This is a genomic window from Dickeya undicola (assembly GCF_000784735.1).
GTDB lineage: Bacteria > Pseudomonadota > Gammaproteobacteria > Enterobacterales > Enterobacteriaceae > Dickeya > Dickeya undicola.
Map to the genome: position 1 here is coordinate 1 of NZ_JSYG01000001.1, position 20,845 is coordinate 20,845.

15 protein-coding genes are annotated in these 20,845 nt (G+C 56.4%); 10 read left to right on the top strand and 5 right to left on the bottom strand.

Annotated elements, in window-relative coordinates:
* Window positions 1-441: 441 nt before the first annotated feature.
* The 3 genes from OB87_RS00005 (at window position 442) to rluA (ending at window position 6,670) form a co-directional block, all read left to right on the top strand.
* A complete protein-coding gene (locus OB87_RS00005; protein ID WP_033567402.1) occupies window positions 442-2,814 on the top strand; it encodes a DNA polymerase II in 2,373 nt (790 codons plus the stop codon).
* A gap of 211 nt (window positions 2,815-3,025) precedes the next feature.
* Window positions 3,026-5,929, top strand: a complete 2,904-nt coding sequence (gene rapA, locus OB87_RS00010; RefSeq protein WP_033567403.1) for an RNA polymerase-associated protein RapA — start codon at window positions 3,026-3,028, stop codon at window positions 5,927-5,929.
* A gap of 87 nt (window positions 5,930-6,016) precedes the next feature.
* Window positions 6,017-6,670 carry a bifunctional tRNA pseudouridine(32) synthase/23S rRNA pseudouridine(746) synthase RluA gene (gene rluA / locus OB87_RS00015; RefSeq protein WP_033567404.1) on the top strand — a complete coding sequence of 218 codons (654 nt, stop codon included), beginning with the start codon at window positions 6,017-6,019 and terminating at the stop codon, window positions 6,668-6,670.
* 96 nt (window positions 6,671-6,766) lie between these two features.
* Here rluA and djlA read toward each other — a convergent pair whose 3' ends face one another.
* The gene (gene djlA / locus OB87_RS00020; protein WP_033567405.1) at window positions 6,767-7,762 is read right to left on the bottom strand and encodes a co-chaperone DjlA; all 996 of its coding nucleotides are present in this window, start codon (window positions 7,760-7,762) and stop codon (window positions 6,767-6,769) included.
* 150 nt (window positions 7,763-7,912) lie between these two features.
* On the opposite strand from djlA, the gene lptD reads away from it, so the two are divergent.
* The 6 genes from lptD (at window position 7,913) to apaH (ending at window position 14,795) form a co-directional block, all read left to right on the top strand.
* Window positions 7,913-10,336, top strand: coding sequence for an LPS assembly protein LptD (gene lptD / locus OB87_RS00025; protein WP_081977326.1), 2,424 nt, complete (start codon window positions 7,913-7,915; stop codon window positions 10,334-10,336).
* A 112-nt stretch (window positions 10,337-10,448) separates the two neighbouring features.
* Window positions 10,449-11,741 carry a peptidylprolyl isomerase SurA gene (surA, locus tag OB87_RS00030; RefSeq protein ID WP_033567406.1) on the top strand — a complete coding sequence of 431 codons (1,293 nt, stop codon included), beginning with the start codon at window positions 10,449-10,451 and terminating at the stop codon, window positions 11,739-11,741.
* Complete coding sequence (gene pdxA, locus OB87_RS00035) at window positions 11,741-12,742, top strand: 4-hydroxythreonine-4-phosphate dehydrogenase PdxA (protein WP_033567407.1); 1,002 nt, start codon at window positions 11,741-11,743, stop codon at window positions 12,740-12,742. The genes surA and pdxA overlap by 1 nt, the downstream gene beginning before the upstream one ends.
* On the top strand, window positions 12,735-13,553 hold the full coding sequence (rsmA, locus tag OB87_RS00040; protein ID WP_033567408.1) for a 16S rRNA (adenine(1518)-N(6)/adenine(1519)-N(6))-dimethyltransferase RsmA: 819 nt from the start codon (window positions 12,735-12,737) through the stop codon (window positions 13,551-13,553). Before pdxA ends, rsmA begins: the two co-directional genes overlap by 8 nt.
* Window positions 13,554-13,568: 15 nt before the next feature.
* Window positions 13,569-13,946 (top strand): Co2+/Mg2+ efflux protein ApaG, encoded by a 378-nt coding sequence (gene apaG, locus OB87_RS00045; protein ID WP_033567409.1) that lies wholly within the window; start codon window positions 13,569-13,571, stop codon window positions 13,944-13,946.
* 6 nt (window positions 13,947-13,952) lie between these two features.
* On the top strand, window positions 13,953-14,795 hold the full coding sequence (gene apaH / locus OB87_RS00050) for a bis(5'-nucleosyl)-tetraphosphatase (symmetrical) ApaH (protein ID WP_033567410.1): 843 nt from the start codon (window positions 13,953-13,955) through the stop codon (window positions 14,793-14,795).
* 105 nt (window positions 14,796-14,900) lie between these two features.
* Here the strand turns inward: apaH and folA are convergent, their stop codons facing one another.
* From folA to OB87_RS00065, 3 genes are all read right to left on the bottom strand, one after another.
* On the bottom strand, window positions 14,901-15,383 hold the full coding sequence (gene folA / locus OB87_RS00055) for a type 3 dihydrofolate reductase (RefSeq protein ID WP_033567411.1): 483 nt from the start codon (window positions 15,381-15,383) through the stop codon (window positions 14,901-14,903).
* 107 nt (window positions 15,384-15,490) lie between these two features.
* Window positions 15,491-15,961: a threonine/serine exporter gene (locus tag OB87_RS00060; RefSeq protein ID WP_033567412.1), complete on the bottom strand. Its 471-nt coding sequence runs from the start codon at window positions 15,959-15,961 to the stop codon at window positions 15,491-15,493.
* The gene (locus OB87_RS00065; protein ID WP_033567413.1) at window positions 15,946-16,725 is read right to left on the bottom strand and encodes a threonine/serine exporter family protein; all 780 of its coding nucleotides are present in this window, start codon (window positions 16,723-16,725) and stop codon (window positions 15,946-15,948) included. Before OB87_RS00065 ends, OB87_RS00060 begins: the two co-directional genes overlap by 16 nt.
* A 160-nt stretch (window positions 16,726-16,885) precedes the next feature.
* Between OB87_RS00065 and OB87_RS00070 the strand changes: the two genes are divergently transcribed.
* Window positions 16,886-17,500, top strand: coding sequence for a LysE family translocator (locus OB87_RS00070; protein WP_033567414.1), 615 nt, complete (start codon window positions 16,886-16,888; stop codon window positions 17,498-17,500).
* A 98-nt stretch (window positions 17,501-17,598) separates the two neighbouring features.
* On the opposite strand, the gene carB is transcribed toward OB87_RS00070, so the two are convergent.
* Window positions 17,599-20,823, bottom strand: coding sequence for a carbamoyl-phosphate synthase large subunit (gene carB / locus OB87_RS00075; RefSeq protein WP_033567415.1), 3,225 nt, complete (start codon window positions 20,821-20,823; stop codon window positions 17,599-17,601).
* Window positions 20,824-20,845 lie beyond the last annotated feature (22 nt).

The following is a 20,845-nucleotide window of genomic DNA, read 5'->3' on the forward strand; positions in this document are numbered from 1 at the left end:
CAATTTTAATTACACCCTCAAAGAAAAAGATATGAATAATTTCCGGCGTTGCTGATTACACATTCACGGTCATGCACCAACGCGTCACCACCATGCTTTTTATTAGTGCGAAAATGGCGTAATTTTTCACAGATAAATCAACCAATAGCAAAACTTGCCATATTGGCGTTCATGCATTTCCCCATGATTTCCCCATAAATGTATTATTCTCTGTTTATCATTCTTTCAGTCTGCCGGTTTCAGCGATTATTTCTGGAATCATTTCATTTTCATCGTTTTATTCTGAATGGAATACGCTCAGGTTAAAGAAGTAAACGTTTTTAACAATAACAAAACATAATAGCGGGTTATCACTTATGTAGGAGGAATACCTCTGGACAAACACTGTATGCATATACATAATTCACTGCATTATTTCATTTATCCATCTGACTACACGCCATGACCCTTTCACCACCGCGTCAGGGGTTCGTATTGACCCGCCACTGGCAGGACACGCCCGCCGGGGTTCAGGTCGAATGCTGGCTGGCGACCGATAACGGCCCCTGCCGGGTCAGGTTAGCGCCGCAGCAGGCGGTGGCGTTTGTGCCGATGCGCCATCAGGCACAGATTACCCAGCTACTGAGCGGTGAAAAACACTGGCAGTTGCGGCCGCTGGAACTGAAAAACTTCCACCATGAGCCACAACTCGGGCTCTACTGTCTGCACTATCGCCAATTGCTACGGCTGGAGAAGAAACTCCAGGAAGCCGGGATTGCGGTGTACGAGGCGGATATCCGCCCGCCGGAGCGGTTTCTGATGGAACGCTTTATTACCGCCCCGGTCTGGTTCAGCGGCGAAGAACGCGCTGACGGGCTGATCGATAACGTCAGACTGAAGCCTGCCTCTGACTATCGCCCGCCACTGAAAACCGTGTCGCTGGATATCGAAACCAGCCGTCACGGCGAGCTGTACTGCATCGGCCTGGAAGGCTGCGGCCAGCGCCAGGTATTTATGCTGGGGCCAGAAAACGGCAACGCCGACGATGCTGGCGATCTGACGCTGGACTACGTCGCCAGTCGCCCGCAACTGCTGGAGAAACTCAACCAGTGGCTGCAAACCCACGACCCGGATGTGATCATCGGCTGGAATCTGGTGCAGTTTGACCTGCGGGTGCTGCAACAACACGCCGAGCGTTACCGCATTCCACTACAGTTCGGACGTGGTGGTCAGGCGCTGGAATGGCGCGAGCACGGCTACCGGCAAGGGCACTTTTTCGCCGGTGCGCCGGGGCGGCTGATCGTGGACGGCATTGAAGCGCTAAAATCCGCCACCTGGAACTTTGCCTCGTTCAGCCTGGAATTTGTCTCTCAATCACTGCTGGGCGAAGGCAAGGCCAGCGACAATCCCTATCAGCGGCTGGAAGAGATTGAACAGCGCTTTCAGCAGGATAAACCCGCGCTGGCGCGCTACAACCTGAAAGATTGCGAACTGGTGACGCGCATTTTCGAGAAAACCCATCTGATGCCTTTTTTGCTGGAGCGCGCCAGCGTGACCGGGCTGGCGGCGGACCGCAGCGGTGGTTCGGTGGCGGCGTTCACTCACCTGTACCTGCCGCGTATGCACCGGGCCGGGTTTGTCGCCCCCAACCTCGGTGAAGTACCACCAGAAGCCAGCCCAGGCGGCTACGTGATGGATTCCCGCCCCGGTCTGTACGACTCGGTGCTGGTGCTGGACTATAAAAGCCTGTATCCCTCGATCATCCGCACTTTTCTGATCGACCCGATCGGTCTGGTCACCGGTTTGCAGCAGCCGGATGAGCAACATGCGGTGGAAGGCTTTCGTGGTGCCTGGTTCTCCCGTCGTCACCATTGTCTGCCCGCCATTGTCGAAAGCATCTGGCACCAGCGCGACCTCGCCAAGCAGGAAAACAACAAGCCGTTATCGCAAGCGCTGAAAATCATCATGAATGCGTTTTATGGCGTACTGGGTTCCAGCGGCTGCCGCTTTTTCGACCCACGCCTGGCCTCCTCCATCACCTTGCGCGGCCATGAGATCATGCGCCAGACTCGTTCTCTGATTGAAGCCAAAGGCTATCAGGTGATTTACGGCGATACCGACTCGACCTTCGTCTGGCTTAAACGCGCTCACCGCGAGGACGAGGCAGAAGCTATCGGCCGTGAATTGGTGGCCTATATCAACGACTGGTGGCAACAGCACCTCCACCAGCAACACGGGCTGAACAGCGCGCTGGAGATGGAGTACGAAACCCATTTTCACCGTTTTTTGATGCCCACCATTCGCGGTGCTGAACTGGGCAGCAAAAAACGCTACGCCGGTATGACCCTTACCGCACAGGGCGAGCAGATGGTGTTTAAAGGGCTGGAAACGGTGCGATCCGACTGGACACCGCTGGCGCAGCAATTCCAGCAACAGCTTTACCAGCGTATCTTCCACCGTGAACCCTATCAGGAGTGGGTGCGGGAGTATGTGGCGAAGACGTTGAGCGGCGAATACGACGACCTGCTGGTGTACCGCAAACGCCTGCGCCACAAGCTGAGCGACTATCAACGTAACGTGCCGCCACAGGTCCGCGCCGCCAGAATGGCCGACGACTACAACCGCCAGCATGACCGCCCGTTGCAATACCAGAGTGGTGGCTGGATAAGCTACGTCATCACGGTGAATGGCCCGGAACCGCTGGAGAATCGCCGCTCGCCGCTGGATTACAGCCACTATGTGGAAAAACAGTTACAACCGGTCGCCGATGCGATACTGCCTTTCATTCACGACGATTTTGCTACACTGATTACCGGACAGATGGGGCTATTTTAGCAATCCGGTGGTGCCTGACAGGTGACGAACAGGCCACCATCCAGTACCATAGCGCCCTTTCAAAATATCAGGCGTTCCCCACCCCCGCATCATAGGCTGTGCCCGACATCATCACTGTCGCGCAGGGCGGGTAAGGTATTGCCGAACGCAGAGGTCGGCGGCCCTCTGTTCAGACATTCTCCGACAACGACGAGTATCGAGCTTAGAATTTATGCCTTTTACACTTGGTCAACGCTGGATCAGCGATACAGAAAGCGATTTAGGATTGGGTACGGTAGTAGCGATGGATGCCCGCATGGTGACTCTACTGTTTCCGGCCAGTGGCGAAAACCGTCTCTATTCCAGAAATGACGCGCCTATCACCCGTGTCATGTTCAATCCCGGCGATACCATCACCAGCCACGAAAGCTGGCAGTTACGAGTGGAGGACGTGCGTGACGAGAATGGCCTGCGCACCTATATCGGTCAGCGGCTGGACACCGATGAACCCGCCGAACTGCGGGAAGTGTTCCTTGATAGTAAGCTGACGTTCAATAAGCCGCAGGATCGGCTGTTCGCCGGTCAAATCGACCGAATGGATCGCTTTGCGCTGCGCTACCGCGCCCGCCAGCACCAGCACCAACAGGCGCTGGAGCCGTGGGGTGGGCTACGCGGTATGCGCGCCAGTCTGATCCCACACCAGTTGTATATTGCCCGCGAAGTGGGCCAGCGCCATGCACCGCGCGTACTGCTGGCAGACGAAGTAGGGCTGGGTAAAACCATTGAAGCCGGTATGATTATCCACCAGCAGTTGCTGGCGGGTCGGGCGGAACGCGTGCTGATCGTGGTGCCGGAAACCTTGCAGCATCAGTGGTTGGTGGAGATGCTGCGCCGCTTCAACCTGCTGTTTTCTCTGTTCGATGACGAGCGCTACGCCGAAGCCCGCCTTGACAGCGACAACCCGTTTGAAACCGAGCAGTTGATCATCTGTTCGCTGGATTTTGTGCGCCGCAACCCGTCCCGTTTCGAGCAACTGCTGGACGCCAACTGGGATCTGCTGGTCGTCGATGAAGCGCACCATCTGGTATGGAGCGAAGACGCACCCAGCGCCGGTTACCGCGCTATTGAAAAACTGGCGGGTGAAATCCCTGCGGTACTGCTACTGACGGCGACGCCGGAACAATTGGGTCAGGAAAGTCACTTTGCCCGTTTGCGTCTGCTCGACCCGAACCGCTTCCATGATTATCACGAGTTTATCGCCGAACAACAGCAATACCGCCCGGTGGCCGATGCGGTCACCCTGTTGCTAAGCGGCAACAGCATCAATGACAGCGAGCGTAACGCACTCGGCGACATGCTGGGCGAGCAGGATATCGAACCGCTGCTGAAGTCCATCGCCAGCGGCAGCGACGACAGCGCCACCGCGCGTCAGGAACTGATCACCATGCTGATGGACCGCCACGGCACCAGCCGTGTGCTGTTCCGCAACACCCGTCAGGGGGTGAAAGGCTTCCCGAAACGCGAACTGCATCAGGTAAAGCTGCCACTGCCAACGCAGTACCAGACGGCGATCCGCGTGTCCGGCATTATGAATGCCCGCAAATCTGCGGAAGACTGCGCACGCGACATGCTCTATCCAGAGCAGATCTATCAGCAATTTGAAGACGACAACGCCACCTGGTGGAGCTTCGACCCGCGCGTCGAATGGATGCTGGATTTTCTGACCAGCCACCGCGAAGAGAAAGTGCTGGTGATCTGCGCCAAGGCGGCCACTGCATTGCAACTGGAGCAGGTGCTACGCACCCGCGAAGCCATCCGCGCTGCGGTGTTCCACGAAGGGCTGTCGATTCTGGAGCGTGACCGCGCGGCTGCCTACTTCGCTTCCGAAGAGGAAGGCGCGCAGGTGTTGATCTGTTCCGAGATCGGTTCCGAAGGCCGCAATTTCCAGTTCGCTAGCCACCTGATCATGTTTGATCTGCCGTTTAACCCGGATCTGCTGGAACAGCGCATCGGCCGACTGGATCGTATCGGTCAGAGCCGCGATATCCAGATTCTGGTGCCTTATCTGGAAAACACCGCTCAGGCGCTGCTGGTGCGTTGGTATCACGAGGGGCTGGATGCGTTCGAACACACCTGTCCGACCGGTCGTTCGATTTACGACGGCCACTACGAGCAACTCATCAACCTGCTTGCCAAACCGTCCGAACAGGAAGGACTGGACGAGTTCATCCACAGCTGCCGCCAGCAGCACGATGCGCTGAAGGTCCAACTGGAACAAGGCCGCGACCGCCTGCTGGAGATGCATTCCAACGGCGGCGAACAGGCGCAGGCACTGGCCGAAGCGATCGCCGAGCAGGATAACGACGTCAATCTGGTGAATTTTGCCCTCAACCTGTTCGACATCATCGGTATTCATCAGGACGACCGCAGCGATAACCTGATCGTGCTGACGCCATCCGAGCATATGCTGGTGCCGGATTTCCCCGGCCTGCCGCAGGACGGTTGTACCATCACCTTCGATCGCGACCAGGCGTTGTCCCGAGAGGACGCGCAATTCGTCAGTTGGGAACACCCGCTGATCCGCAACGGTCTGGACCTGATCCTGTCCGGCGACACCGGCAGTTGCGCCGTGTCACTGTTGAAAAACAAGGCGCTGCCGGTCGGCACCTTGCTGGCAGAACTGGTATACGTGGTGGAAGCGCAAGCGCCGAAGAAATTGCAGCTGACCCGCTTCCTGCCGCCAACACCGATTCGCGTGCTGCTGGACCGCAAAGGCACCAATCTGGCGGCGCAGGTGGAGTTCGAGAGCTTCAACCGCCAACTGAGTTCGGTAAACCGCCACACCTCCAGCAAACTGGTGAATGCGGTGCAGGACGATGTACATGACATGTTGCAGAAAGCCCAACCGCTGGTGGAAGCGCAGGCGCAAGCACTGATCGCCGACGCGCAGCGTAACGCCGAAACACAGTTACGCCGCGAACAGGAACGTCTGGAAGCGCTCAAAGCCGTCAACCCGAACATCCGTGACGACGAACTGGAGGCACTGGAAGAACAGCGCGAACAAGTGCTGCTTAACCTGCAGCAGGCCAACTGGCGTCTGGATGCCATCCGTCTGGTGGTGGTGACGCACCAGTAAGCCCCATCGGTTGTCTATATACTGCTGTCTATATACACGATACACATCGCGGCAAGATCGTTTCTTGCCGCGATGCCGGAGCCCTTCATGGAACCCTACAACCCACCCCGCGATCCCTGGCTGCATGTCCTGTATCAGGACAAGCACATCATGGTGGTGAACAAACCCAGCGGACTGCTCTCCGTCCCCGGCCGTGCCGAGGAGCACAAGGACAGCATCATGACCCGCATTCAGGCCGACTTTCCCGCCGCCGAGTCTGTCCATCGTCTGGACATGGCGACCAGCGGCGTGATGGTGGTGGCGCTAACCAAAGCGGCGGAACGGGAGCTAAAACGTCAATTCCGCGAGCGGGAACCGAAGAAATCCTACATCGCCCGCGTCTGGGGCCATCTGGTGTCGGATGACGGATTGGTTGATCTGCCGCTGATTTGCGACTGGCCGAATCGCCCAAAACAGAAAGTCTGTTTTGAACAGGGTAAACCTGCTCAGACCGGTTATGTCGTGCTATCACGGGACAGCGACGGCACCACCCGTGTGAAGCTGATGCCGGTAACCGGTCGCTCGCACCAGTTACGCGTCCACATGCTGGCGCTGGGTCACCCCATTCTCGGTGACGGCTTCTACGCCCACCCGCAGGCCAAAGCCATGGCCCCCCGCTTGCTGCTGCACGCGCAGGAGCTGGCGATCACCCATCCGGCATTTAACACGCCGATGCATTTCCGCTGCGAAGCGGATTTCTAGCGCCCCGACTCTGGCGTTACAACGGCTTCGCAGAGAACGACGCGTCCTGAAAGACACGCGCTAACGGGAGACAATCAGAGCATAAAGGGAAGAAAATCAGCGGGAAAATTTGTTGATTTTGAGAAACTCATAGGCGGCCTGAATATCCTGCGCTTTGCGCTTGGCCATTTCAATCATGCGCGGTGACAGGCCCTTGCCCATCATCTTATCGGGGTGGTGTTCGCTCATCAGTTTACGATAAGCCCGTTTCACCGTGGCGGCGTCATCGCTGCTGCGCACGCCCAGCGTGCGGCAGGCGCTCTCAATCGTCGGGCCATACGACGACACGGGTGGCCGTTGGCCGTAAGACTGCCCACCATACGACTGGTTTCGCCGCTGGTAAGATTTGTTGCCCTGACGCGATGACTGATTGCTGTTTTGTCGAGACTGATTGCTGTTCTGTCGAGACTGATAGTTGTTCTGCCGGGACTGATAATTGCTGTTCTGCCGCGACTGATGGCTACCTTGCCGCGACTGGTAGCCGCTGCTGTTGTTCTGCTTTGATGACTGGTGGTTGCCACGTTCCATATTGCGCATGAACAATTCGAACTGTTCGCGGGTCACCCCCAGTTCATCGGCGAACAGGTACAACAACCGTCGCTCGCTAGGATGCAACACGCCGTCCACAAACGCCACCTGGAGCTGAATCTCCAGAAACATCCGGATCAAATCAAAGCGACCAATACAGGCATCGCGCAGTTTGCGCAATTTGCTACGTAGCGGAAACTGGCTGGCTTTACCTTCACGAAACGCCTGTTGTGCGGCACTACGCGCCTCGCCATGCAACTCCAGCCGGTCCATCATGGTGGTAGCGATGCGAATATCGGACTCCGTTACCCGACCTTTCGATTTAGCCAGATGCCCCATCGCCTGAAAAGTTGTCAGGCAAAACAGTGCCTGGCGAGTAGCTTGCGCGGAAAAAAAGTCGCGCTGACGGGATGCACGGGCTCTGTCAAGCAAATGACCTAACAACAGTCCGATTATCAACCCGCCGACACCAGCACTGGACGCAATCCCCAGCACTAGCCCCAGCAACTTTCCCCAATACCGCATATACTCCTCAAATCCCCATGCCGTCGGCCAAAAATTGCTTTATCATACCCGTCATTTATCTTTGCTCCTAACGGCAACGCATAGAAAATGGCGGGGATTTTGCACTGGTGCCACGCCGGTGGCTGATATAGTCTCTGACCGTTTGCCGGCATGATGCCCTTGATGACGGAACACCTGATACCGCGTATGAAAAAAAGTTTTCCAACCCTGCTGGCCTCATTAATTTGGTCGGCACTATACAGCCAGCACGCACTGGCCGATCTCGCCTCTCAATGTATGTCAGGCGTTCCCGTATATAATCGTCCGCTGGTTAATGGCGATACCAGCCAGTTGCCGGTGCACATCAAAGCCGATCAGTCACAGGCCAATTACCCAGACAGCGCCGTTTTTACAGGTAACGTCAACGTCGAGCAGGGTAACCGCGTGCTTACCGCCGATCAGGTACAGTTGCATCAGAAACAACAACCTGGTCAGGCTGACCCACTCCGCACCGTCAACGCCATCGGTAACGTGCATTACGATGACAATCAGGTCATCCTGAGAGGCCCACGAGCCTGGTCTAACCTCAACACCAAAGATACCGACGTGGAAGACGGCGACTATCAAATGGTGGGGCGTCAGGGGCGCGGCGATGCTGATAAGATGAAGCAGCGTGAAAATAACCGTTACACCATTCTGGATAACGGCTCGTTTACATCCTGTTTGCCCGGTGATGATAGCTGGAGTGTCGTCGGTTCGGAAGTGATCCAGGACCGGCAGGAGGAAGTCGCTGAAATTTGGAATGCCCGCTTCCACATTGCTGGCGTCCCCGTGTTCTACAGCCCTTACATGCAATTGCCTATCGGTGATAAGCGCCGTTCCGGTTTTCTGATCCCCAATGCCAAATACGGTAGCCGTAATGGCTTTGAACTGATAACCCCTTACTACTGGAACATCGCCCCCAACTACGATGCCACCATCACGCCGCATGTGCAGACCAACCGTGGCATCCAGTGGCAGAACGAGTTCCGTCACTTATCCCGCCTCGGTTTAAGTGTGGTGGAATTCGACTGGCTGCAGGACGACAGGCAGTATAAAAACGACGTACTGTCTGGAAAGTCAGGTTACGCGGCGGATGACAATTACACCCGTTGGCTGTTCCACTGGATGCACAGCGGCGTTGTTGATCAGGTATGGCGTATCAACGTTGATTACACCAAGGTCAGCGACCAGAACTATTTCACCGATCTGGACTCGGTCTACGGTAACACCACCGACGGTTATGCCACCCAGAAATTCAGTCTTGGTTACGCAACCCGTAACTGGGACGCTACGCTGTCGACACGCCAATACCAAATCTTCAGTAACCTGGCTAGTCAGGACGTGTACCGGGCCATGCCGCAGTTGGATATCAACTTCGTCAGAAATGATATCGGCCCCTTCGATTTATACCTCTACGGCCAGGCGGCGAAATTTACCAACATCAATCCCAATATGCCGGACGCTACGCGGCTCCACATAGAGCCGACACTGTCGTTGCCGCTTTCCAACGGCTGGGCCAGCCTGAATACTGAAACCAAGCTGCTAGCCACCCATTACCAGCAGGAAAATCTGGATGCCTACAGAGACAATCCAAATAATTCCACAAGCCAACAGCTAGAATCACAACGATTGAAAAGCAGTGTCAACCGAGTGATGCCGCAGTTCAAAACCGACGGCAAGATGGTGTTTGAACGCGATATGGATTGGGCTAAAGGCTACACCCAGACGCTGGAGCCACGGGCGCAATACCTGTTTGTGCCATACCGCGACCAGTCAACGATCCGCGCTTATGACTCTACGCTGTTACAGGCAGATTACGCTGGTCTGTTCCGCGATCGCACCTTCAGCGGCCTGGATCGCATCGCCTCGGCTAATCAGGTATCAACCGGTGTCACCACCCGTATGTACGACAGTGCGCTGGAAGAGCGCTTCAATGCCTCACTGGGTCAGATTTATTATTTTGAACGTCCACGCACCGGCACCAGTTCGAGCATTGACCAGAACGATGACCGTGGCAGCCTGAACTGGGCGGGAGACTCGTACTGGAAGTTCGCCGACAACTGGGGTATTCGCGGCGGCGCACAGTATGACCAACGCCTGAAGGATTTCACGCTCGGTGACGCCGTGCTGGAATACCGTGGTGGTGGTGAAAGAGTGTTCCAGTTGAACTACCGTTTCGCCAGTTCGAAATATATTCAGGCTATGTTGCCGACGGTGACCAACCCAGGCTTCCAGCAAGGTATCTCGCAGGTAGGTGCTACCGCCAGTTGGCCGTTGACGGATCGCTGGGCTATCGTGGGTGCTTATTACTATGACACCAAGGCTAACCAACCGGCTGACCAGTTGCTGGGCCTGCAATATAACACCTGCTGCTGGGCGGTGAACGTCGGCTATGAGCGCAAAATCACCAAGTGGGACAACAACACCAATCAAAGCGTTTACGACAACAAGATTGGCTTTAGCTTTGAACTGCGTGGCCTGAGCAGCAATTACAGTCTGGGTACGGAAAAAATGCTGAAAAACGGTATTTTGCCTTACCAGCGCGCGTTCTGACGATGTTTTCTGAATAATGTAACGCCGGGAACTCTGGCGACAATAAACGTCTAATGACCGGTAGCGATTAAACATTTAACCCGCCCTGGCGGATAAAATTAACGGGAAAGGTATGAAGAACTGGAGAGCGCTTGTTCTGGGACTGGCACTGAGTGCCAACATGGCGTTTGCGGCACCGCAAGAGGTCAATAAGATCGCCGCGATCGTCGACAACAGTGTGGTTCTGGAAAGCGATATCAATAGCCTGTTGCAGTCCGTCAAGCTAAACGCGCAAGAAGCTGGCCAACAACTGCCAGATGACGCTACGCTCCGTCACCAGATTCTGGAGCGCCTGATCATGGATAACATCATCATGCAGATGGCGCAGAAAATGGGCGTTCAGGTAACCGACGAGCAATTGGATCGCTCCATCGTCAATATCGCCGCGCAGAACCGCATGAGTATGGATCAACTGCGTAGCCGTCTGGCGGCAGAAGGCATCAGCTTTGATACTTACCGTAGCCAGATTCGCAAAGACATGACCATTGCCGAAGTACGCAACAGTGAAGTACGTCGTCGGGTTACGGTACTGCCGCAGGAAGTGGATTCGCTGGCCCAACAGATCGCCAGTCAGGGAGCAAGCGGCCCCGAGGTTAACCTGAGCCAGATTCTGATCCCACTGCCGGAAAACCCGACACAGGATCAGGTCGACAAAGCGGAAAGTCTGGCCAATCGTCTGGTGAAAGAAGCCTCGCAGGGTGCCGACTTCGGCAAACTGGCTATCACCTACTCCGCCGACCCGCAAGCACTGAAAGGCGGACAAATGGGCTGGGGTCGTCCGCAAGAACTGCCGTCGTTGTTCGCCGAACGTCTGACTAATCCGCAGAAAGGCCAGGTTATCGGGCCGATCCGCTCCGGTGTCGGCTTTCATATTCTGCGAGTCAATGATACTCGTGGCGGTGATCAGCCCGTCTCGGTGACCGAAGTGCACGCGCGTCATATTCTGCTACGTACCTCGGTGGTCATGAACGATGCACAGGCCAGAGCCAGACTGGAAGACATCGCAAGTCAGATCAAAAGCGGTAAGTTAAGCTTTGCCAACGCCGCCAAACAGCTGTCTCAGGATCCGGGCACCGCTAATCAGGGTGGCGATCTGGGCTGGTCATCACCAGACATGTATGATCCTGCATTCCGTGATGCGCTGACCCAATTGAAGAAAGGCGAAATCAGCGCGCCGGTGCACTCCTCCTTCGGCTGGCATCTGATTCAGTTGCTGGATACCCGTCAGGTGGACAAGACCGACGCAGCACAGAAAGATCGGGCCTATCGTATGCTGTTTAACCGTAAGTTCGCCGAAGAAGCGCAAACCTGGATGCAGGAAAAACGCGCTGCGGCTTACGTGAAAATCCTGAATGGGCAGAACTGATGCCAACTGAAGCGCAGGTGCAGCGAGTCGTGATCACCCCCGGCGAACCCGCCGGGATTGGTCCTGACCTGGTGGTGGCACTGGCCCAGCAAAGCTGGCCGGTGGAACTGGTGGTGTGCGCTGACGCCGACTTACTGTTGAGCCGTGCGCTGGCGCTGAAACTGCCGCTGACATTGCGTGAGTACCAGCCGCACCAGAGTGCGCAAGCTCAAGCAGCCGGGACGTTGACGCTGCTGCCAGTCGTCACCGACGCAACCGTGGTGCCGGGGCAACTGAATGTGGCAAACAGCCGTTATGTGCTGGACACGCTGACCCGCGCCTGCGACGGTTGCCTGAAAGGCGACTTCGCCGCGCTGATCACCGGGCCGGTGCATAAAGGCATCATTAACGAGTCCGGAATTCCGTTTTCCGGCCATACCGAGTTTTTTGCCGAGCGCAGCCACTGCCAGCGTGTGGTGATGATGCTGGCAACCGAGGAGCTGCGTGTCGCGCTAGCGACCACGCATCTGCCGTTAAAAGACGTCGCGGACGCCATCACCCGCGACAGCCTGCATGAAGTGATCACCATTTTGCATCAGGACTTGCAGCGCAAATTCGGCCTCGCTCAACCGGTCATCTACGTCTGCGGCCTGAACCCGCACGCTGGCGAAGGCGGCCATATGGGACGTGAAGAACTGGATGTCATTATTCCCGCGCTGGATGAACTGCGTCAGTCCGGTATCCAGTTGGTTGGCCCACTGCCAGCCGATACCTTGTTCCAACCCAAGTATCTCGAACACGCCGATGCTGTACTGGCGATGTATCACGATCAAGGCCTGCCGGTGCTGAAATATCAGGGCTTTGGCCGGGCCGTCAACATCACGCTGGGGCTGCCGTTTATCCGCACCTCCGTCGACCACGGCACCGCGCTGGAGCTTGCCGCCAGCGGTCAGGCCGATCCGGGCAGCTTCCGCACTGCATTAAATCTCGCTATCCACATGATTGCTAACCGTAATGAATAATCGCGTCCATCAAGGCCACTTCGCTCGTAAGCGTTTTGGCCAAAATTTTCTCAACGATCAGTTTGTGATCGACAGTATCGTTTCCGCCATCCACCCACAACCGGGTCAGGCCATGGTGGAAATCGGCCCCGGTCTGGGGGCGCTTACCATTCCAGTCGGCGAACGTATTGACCGCTTTACCGTGGTGGAACTGGACCGCGATCTGGCCGCCCGGCTGGAGGTTCACCCGACGCTCAGGGACAAGCTGACCATCATCCAGCAGGATGCGATGACGGTGGATTTCGCCGCCCTGTCACAACAGGCGGGACAACCGCTGCGGGTTTTTGGTAACCTGCCGTATAATATTTCGACACCGCTGATGTTCCACCTGTTCAGCTATACTCAGGCTATTCACGACATGCACTTCATGTTGCAGAAAGAGGTGGTAAACCGGCTGGTGGCGGGACCGAACAGCAAGGCTTACGGTCGTCTGAGCGTGATGGCGCAGTACTATTGTCAGGTAATTCCGGTGCTTGAAGTGCCACCGACAGCCTTCAAACCGGCACCGAAAGTGGATTCTGCTGTAGTACGTCTGGTGCCGCACACCTCGTCGCCGTATCCGGTGGTGGATACCCGTATTCTGAGCCGGATCACCACGGAAGCCTTTAATCAGCGTCGCAAAACGCTGCGCAACAGCCTGGGCAACCTGTTCACACCGGAACAGCTCACTGAGCTGGAAGTGGACCCGAACGTCCGGGCGGAAAACGTCACCATTGCGCAATACTGCCGTCTGGCCGAATGGCTGACCGCGCATCCCACATCGCAGGAATAAGCTGGAGTTGTCGTCATGATGAATGCGCCCCGAGTGTGTATACAGGTTCAGAGCTTTTATGTAGAAGCGCAGTCCCAGCCAGAGGAAGGGCGCTTCGTGTTCGCATACACCATCACTATCCGCAATCTGGGTCGTCATGACGTCAAACTACTCAACCGTTACTGGATGATTACCAACGGCAACGGCAAGCAAACCGAAGTTCAGGGTGAAGGCGTGATCGGCCTGCAACCCGTGATCCAGCCAGGTAATGAATTCCAGTACACCAGCGGTGCTATTCTGGAAACACCGATGGGCACCATGGAAGGTCATTACCAGATGATTGACCATCAGGGTGAAACATTTCAGGTTCCCATTACCGTATTCCGCCTGGCCATTCCCTCACTGATACACTGAAAGACTATGGCTACCTATCTTGTTGGCGACGTTCACGGTTGTGCCGTTGAACTCAAATCGCTGTTGGCGCAAGTTGCCTTTGACCCCGAGAATGACACGTTGTGGCTGACCGGCGATTTGGTCGCTCGCGGCCCCGACTCACTGGACGTACTGCGCTATGTCCGTTCGCTGGGTGATGCAGTGCGCATGGTGCTCGGCAACCATGATTTACACCTGCTGGCCGTGTACGCGGGCATCAGCCGCAACAAACCCAAAGATCGTCTGGACGCGCTATTATCGGCACCAGATGCGGATGACCTGATCAACTGGCTACGCCGTCAACCGCTGTTACAAGTGGACGACGAACGCAGACTGGTGATGGCCCATGCAGGTATCACGCCGCAGTGGGATCTGGATACCGCTAAGATGTGTGCACGGGAAGTGGAAGCGATCCTCAGCAGTGATAGTTACCCACTGTTCTTGGACGCGATGTACGGTGATATGCCAAACCACTGGAGCCCGGAACTCAGCGGGCTGGCGCGCTTACGGTTCAGCACCAACGTGTTTACTCGTATGCGCTACTGTTTCTCCGGCGGTCAGCTCGACATGCTGTGCAAAGAGCCGCCGACACAGGCACCGTCGTTGCTGAAACCCTGGTTCGACCTGCCGGGGCCGGTAGCGGCTGAATACGCGATTGCGTTCGGCCACTGGGCATCACTGGAAGGAAAAGGCACACCGGAAGGCATCTACGCGCTGGATACCGGCTGTTGCTGGGGTGGCGCACTCACTTGCCTGCGTTGGGAAGACCAACACTACTTCACCCAACCATCGCTGATGTCGCTGGATACCGATACCGCCTCAGCTATCTAAGTCACGTCATAGTGCATGGTTACGTCATAGTGCGTGACGATTGCATAGAGATATATTTAAAAACCCGCTCGATGAGCGGGTTTGAGATAGGGAGATTAGCGGCAATCAGCGACGTTCGAGGATCTCGAAGCAATAGCTATGAGTGTTTTGTTCGTCCGCGTCGTGAAACTCGCTGAAGGTGGAAACCCACTCGTCCGGTTCGTAATCCGGAAAATGGGTATCACCTTCCACCTCGGCGTCAATATGGGTCAGATAAAGGCGGTTGGCTTGTGGCAACATCTGCTGATAGATACTGCCGCCACCGATCACCATTACCTCGTCCACGTCGCCCGCCGCCGTCAGTGCCGCTTCCAGCGACGTTACCCAAGTCACACGGTCATCATCACCCGGTTGACTGCTCACCACAATATTCAGCCGCTCCGGCAACGGCCGACCGATAGAGCGGAACGTGTTGCGCCCCATAATCACGGGTTTGCTAAGTGTGTTGCGCTTAAACCACGCCAAATCGGCTGGCAAGTGCCACGGCATGGCATTCTCCATACCAATCACACGATCCACCGCCAGTGCGGCAATCAAACTAATCACCATGGTAAAACCCTGCAGGCTACAAAATTGGTGCCACTATACGGAAAGCCTGTTCATGCGTCGATATGATTACCGGGCCGCCCCCCTATATTTAAGAGAACACCGAATCCTTATACTCCCGGTCGTTTGCGATAAATCCAGATCCCCGGTAATGACAGCCCGATGGAAAGCGCACCAACGATAAAACTGGCCTTCAGGAAGTTAGTGATCAGCATTTGCATCAACGCTTCGCTATACCCCTGATGGGAAAGCTGCACCACCGAAATCATCGCGGTATAGGCCGGAATACCGGGAAACATCGGGATCACAGCGGCAACCGTAAACACTTTCGGGTGCGCCAGAAACCAGCGGGACCAGCGAATGCCGATGATACCCACCATGATAGAGGCGACGAAAGTCGCCCATTCGATGGGGATACCAAAACGAATCATCAGAAAACGCACGCCGTGCCCTAACCCCCCCAGCAACGCGCAATAAGGCAATGCCTTCACCGGCACGTTAAAGACCATCGCGAACCCCACCGCAGGCACCGCGGCCAGCACCATGTCCTGAATCAGCGCCCAAATCAGTTCCATGACCATCCGTGTAACCCCCATACCGCCATTGCCGTTACCACACCAATACACGTCGCCAGTGTTAACAGGCTGGCCATCGTCCAGCGCGCCAACCCGGTGTTGACATGACCTTTAAACATATCCGCCACCGCGTTGATCAATGGGAAACCAGGCACCAACAGCAACACACTGGCGGCCATCGCCACAGAGGAACTATGCTCCAGACCGGGCACTCGCATCAGCAACCCAGACGCCGATGTTGCCACAAACGCCGTGATGCAGAAGTTAATCAACGGATTAAGATGCCGGGCGGTTAGCACCTGCCGCACATACATCGCCATGCCGCTGGCAATCAGCGTGACCAGAAACGCATCCCAGCCGCCACCGTTCAGACGGCTGAAACAGCCGCACGACAGCGCTACGATCGTCACCATCAACCAGCGCGGATAACGCAGCGGTTTGATATGACTAAAACGCTTTGCCACCCCGTCCACATCCAGCAACTTATGCTCGGCCATGATCACCACATGCTGCACCTCGGTCACCACGTGCATATTGATGCCGCGATCCACATTTTTGCGGGTGGAGGTCAGGCAATGCCCCTGCATGATGGTGGTCAGCACAATCGCGTTAGCCGAAATCGAGCTTTCCACACTGTCCATCCCCAGCGCAACGCCGAGCCGCGACGACAGCTGCTCGACCAACATACTTTCCGCACCATGCTGCAACAGCAACAGCGCGCACTGAATACACAACCGGGTGATATCCCGCTGCGTGGTTTCATTTACCATGTTACTTTCCCGTCCCCTGCCTGAATACAACCACTATAAGCGTGGTTTTTATAAGTTTATTAACATTTCAAATCGATGATTGATAGTGCGAAAAAATGCCACCGGCGGTATTATGCCCACATTTTCCAGTCGAATCCTTGATTGTTATTCGTAATCCACCATGCTTGAAACCTCTTTATTTGTTGCGACCATCGCCGCACTGGGGATGATTTCCCCCGGTCCAGACTTCTTCTTAGTGATCAAAAACGCGGTCCGCTACCCACGGCTAGCCGCCATGATGACCGCGGTCGGCGTCATTGCCGGTGTCGCCACCCACATGGCCTACTGCGTCGCTGGGCTGGCGGTGGTCATCACCACTACGCCCTGGTTGTTTAGCCTGCTGAAATACGTCGGTGCCGCCTACCTGATCTGGTTAGGTATTCAGGCGCTACGCTCACGCGGTGGTAGCAAGCTGGACCTGTCCGGCCTGGCACCGCAGCAGGTCGGGCTGTGGAAGGCCTTTATTCAGGGCTACCTCTGCAACCTGCTGAACCCGAAAGCCACGCTGTTTTTCCTGGCGGTGTTCACCCAGGTGTTGAGCCTGAATTCCAGCTTTGGCGAAAAACTGTGGTATGCCGGAATCATCTGGGGACTGACGCTGATTTGGTGGCCGCTGCTGGTTATCCTGATCCAAAGCGAGCCAGTACGTCGTGGCCTGAGCAAAGCCCAAAAGTTGATCGACAAACTGCTCGGCGGCGTATTGATCACCCTCGGTATCAAGGTCGCCTTAAGCTAACCCCTGGTTATACAGACGAAAAAAAACCGGTCAGATACGACTAACCGGTTTTATCTTCCACAGAACCGTGCCGAAACCGGCACGGTTTTTTTTAGCGGTTACCCCTGAATACGGGCGTGCATTTCCTGAACGGAAATCACCTGCTCGGTTGGGTCAGCGTTCAGCGACATCGCCGTGGCGAAACCACCGTTCATCGTCGTGTCGTAATGCACTTTGTACTGCAACGCACTGCGGCGAATCAGTTTGGAATCCTCAATCGCCTGACGGCCAGCCGTGGTGTTGACGATGTAGGTGTATTCGCCATTCTTGATGCGATCCTGAATGTGCGGACGGCCTTCATGCACCTTGTTCACCAGGCGAGGATTGATACCCGCTTCGCCCAACACCACGGCGGTGCCGTGGGTCGCATCCAGTTCAAAACCGTGCTTGAGCAGTTTAGCCGCCAGATCCACCACGCGCGCCTTGTCGCCTTCGCGCACCGACAGCAATGCACGGCCGGTTTTCTTCATCGGCGAGTTGCTGCCCAGCATCGCTTTGGCAAAGGCTTCGGCGAAGGTACGGCCCACCCCCATCACTTCACCGGTAGAGCGCATTTCCGGCCCGAGGATCGGGTCTACACCAGGGAACTTGTTGAACGGCAGCACCACTTCCTTGACGGAGTAGTACGGCGGGATCACCTCTTTAGTGACGCCCTGCTGCGCCAGCGTCTGCCCAACCATCACACGGGCCGCTACTTTCGCCAGCGGCACGCCGGTCGCCTTGGAAACGAACGGTACGGTACGGGCGGCACGCGGGTTAACCTCAATCAGGTACACTTCGTTGTTCTTCACCGCGAACTGCACGTTCATCAGGCCACGCACGGAAAGCTCGAACGCCAGTTTTTCTACCTGCTGACGCATCACATCCTGAATGTCTTTGCTCAGGGTATAAGCTGGCAGCGAGCAGGCGGAGTCGCCAGAATGCACGCCAGCCTGCTCGATATGCTCCATGATGCCGCCAATCAGCACACGCTCGCCGTCACAGATAGCATCAACGTCCACTTCCACCGCGTCGTCCAGGAAACGGTCCAGCAGTACCGGCGCATCGTTAGACACGCTGACCGCAGTCTGGAAGTAACGGCGCAAATCGGCTTCGTCATAAACGATTTCCATCGCGCGGCCGCCCAGGACATAAGACGGACGCACCACTAGCGGATAGCCGATGCCGACCGCTTTTTCCACCGCCTGATCGATGGTGCTGACGGTGGCGTTGGCCGGTTGTTTCAGGCCAAGACGGTTGACCGCCTGCTGGAAGCGCTCGCGGTCTTCCGCGCGGTCGATGGCGTCCGGGCTGGTGCCGATCACCGGTACACCGGCGGCTTCAAGCTGACGCGCCAGTTTCAGCGGGGTCTGGCCGCCGTACTGCACGATGACGCCTTTCGGCTGCTCAATACGCACGATCTCCAGCACGTCTTCCAGCGTTACCGGTTCGAAATACAGACGATCGGAGGTGTCGTAATCGGTAGATACGGTTTCCGGGTTACAGTTGACCATGATGGTTTCATAGCCGTCTTCACGCAGTGCCAGCGCCGCGTGCACGCAGCAGTAGTCGAACTCGATGCCCTGACCGATACGGTTCGGACCGCCGCCCAGCACCATGATCTTGTCGCGATCCTGATTCGGGTTGGCTTCGCACTCCTCGTCATAGGTGGAGTACATGTAGGCGGTATCGGTAGCAAACTCGGCAGCACAAGTATCCACGCGCTTGTAGACCGGGTGCAGGTCGTATTTGTAACGCAGCTTACGAATTTCACCTTCAGACACGCCGGCCAGCTTCGCCAGACGGGCGTCGGCAAAGCCTTTACGCTTCAGCAGACGCAGGAATTCCTTCGTCAGACCGTTAGCGCCCAGCTCAGCTACCTGCTCTTCCAGACGCACCAGTTCTTCGATCTGCACCAGGAACCAGCGGTCAATATTGGTCAGGTTGAATACGCCATCAACCGACATCCCGGCACGGAACGCATCCGCCAGATACCAGATACGGTCGCCACCGGCGTCTTTCAGCTCGCGGCGGATTTTGGTCAGCGCTTCCGGGTCATCCAGGCTCACTTTCGGATCGAAGCCAGTGGCACCCACTTCCAGACCGCGCAGCGCTTTTTGCAGTGATTCCTGCTGGGTGCGGCCAATCGCCATCACTTCGCCCACGGATTTCATCTGCGTGGTCAGGCGGTCGTTGGCACCGGCAAATTTTTCAAAGTTGAAGCGTGGGATCTTAGTGACCACGTAATCGATGGACGGCTCGAACGACGCCGGGGTACGGCCGCCGGTGATGTCGTTCATCAGCTCATCCAGCGTATAGCCGACTGCCAGCTTGGCGGCGATCTTGGCGATCGGGAAGCCGGTGGCTTTGGAGGCCAGCGCCGAAGAACGGGACACGCGCGGGTTCATTTCGATGACGATCAGACGGCCGGTTTTCGGATTAACCGCGAACTGCACGTTGGAACCGCCGGTTTCCACCCCGATTTCACGCAGTACCGCCATCGAGGCGTTACGCATGATCTGATATTCTTTGTCGGTCAGGGTTTGCGCCGGCGCCACGGTGATGGAGTCACCGGTGTGGATCCCCATCGCGTCGAGGTTTTCGATGGAGCAGACGATGATGCAGTTATCGTTTTTATCCCGCACCACTTCCATTTCATACTCTTTCCAGCCGATCAGCGATTCGTCGATCAGCAGTTCCTTGGTCGGCGACAGATCCAGACCGCGGGTACAAATCTCTTCGAACTCTTCACGGTTGTAAGCGATACCGCCGCCGGTGCCGCCCATAGTAAAGGACGGGCGGATAATGCAGGGATAGCCCACGTCCGCCGCCACCGCCAGCGCTTCTTCCATCGTGTGCGCGATGCCGGAACGAGCGGTTTCCAGGCCAATCTTCTTCATTGCGATGTCGAAACGGCGACGATCTTCGGCTTTATCGATAGCGTCGGCGGTAGCGCCGATCATGGTCACACCGAATTCTTCCAGCACGCCCTGACGCTCCAGCTCCAGCGCACAGTTCAGCGCTGTCTGGCCACCCATCGTCGGCAGCACTGCGTCCGGACGCTCTTTTTCGATGATTTTACGCACCACCTCCCAATGGATCGGTTCAATATAGGTGGCGTCGGCCATCTCCGGGTCGGTCATGATCGTGGCCGGGTTGGAGTTCACCAGAATCACACGGTAACCTTCTTCGCGCAGCGCTTTGCACGCCTGAGCGCCGGAGTAGTCAAACTCGCACGCCTGACCGATCACGATCGGACCGGCACCGAGAATCAGGATACTTTTTATGTCTGTACGTTTTGGCATTTTTCGCTCCTGCGAACCCGTT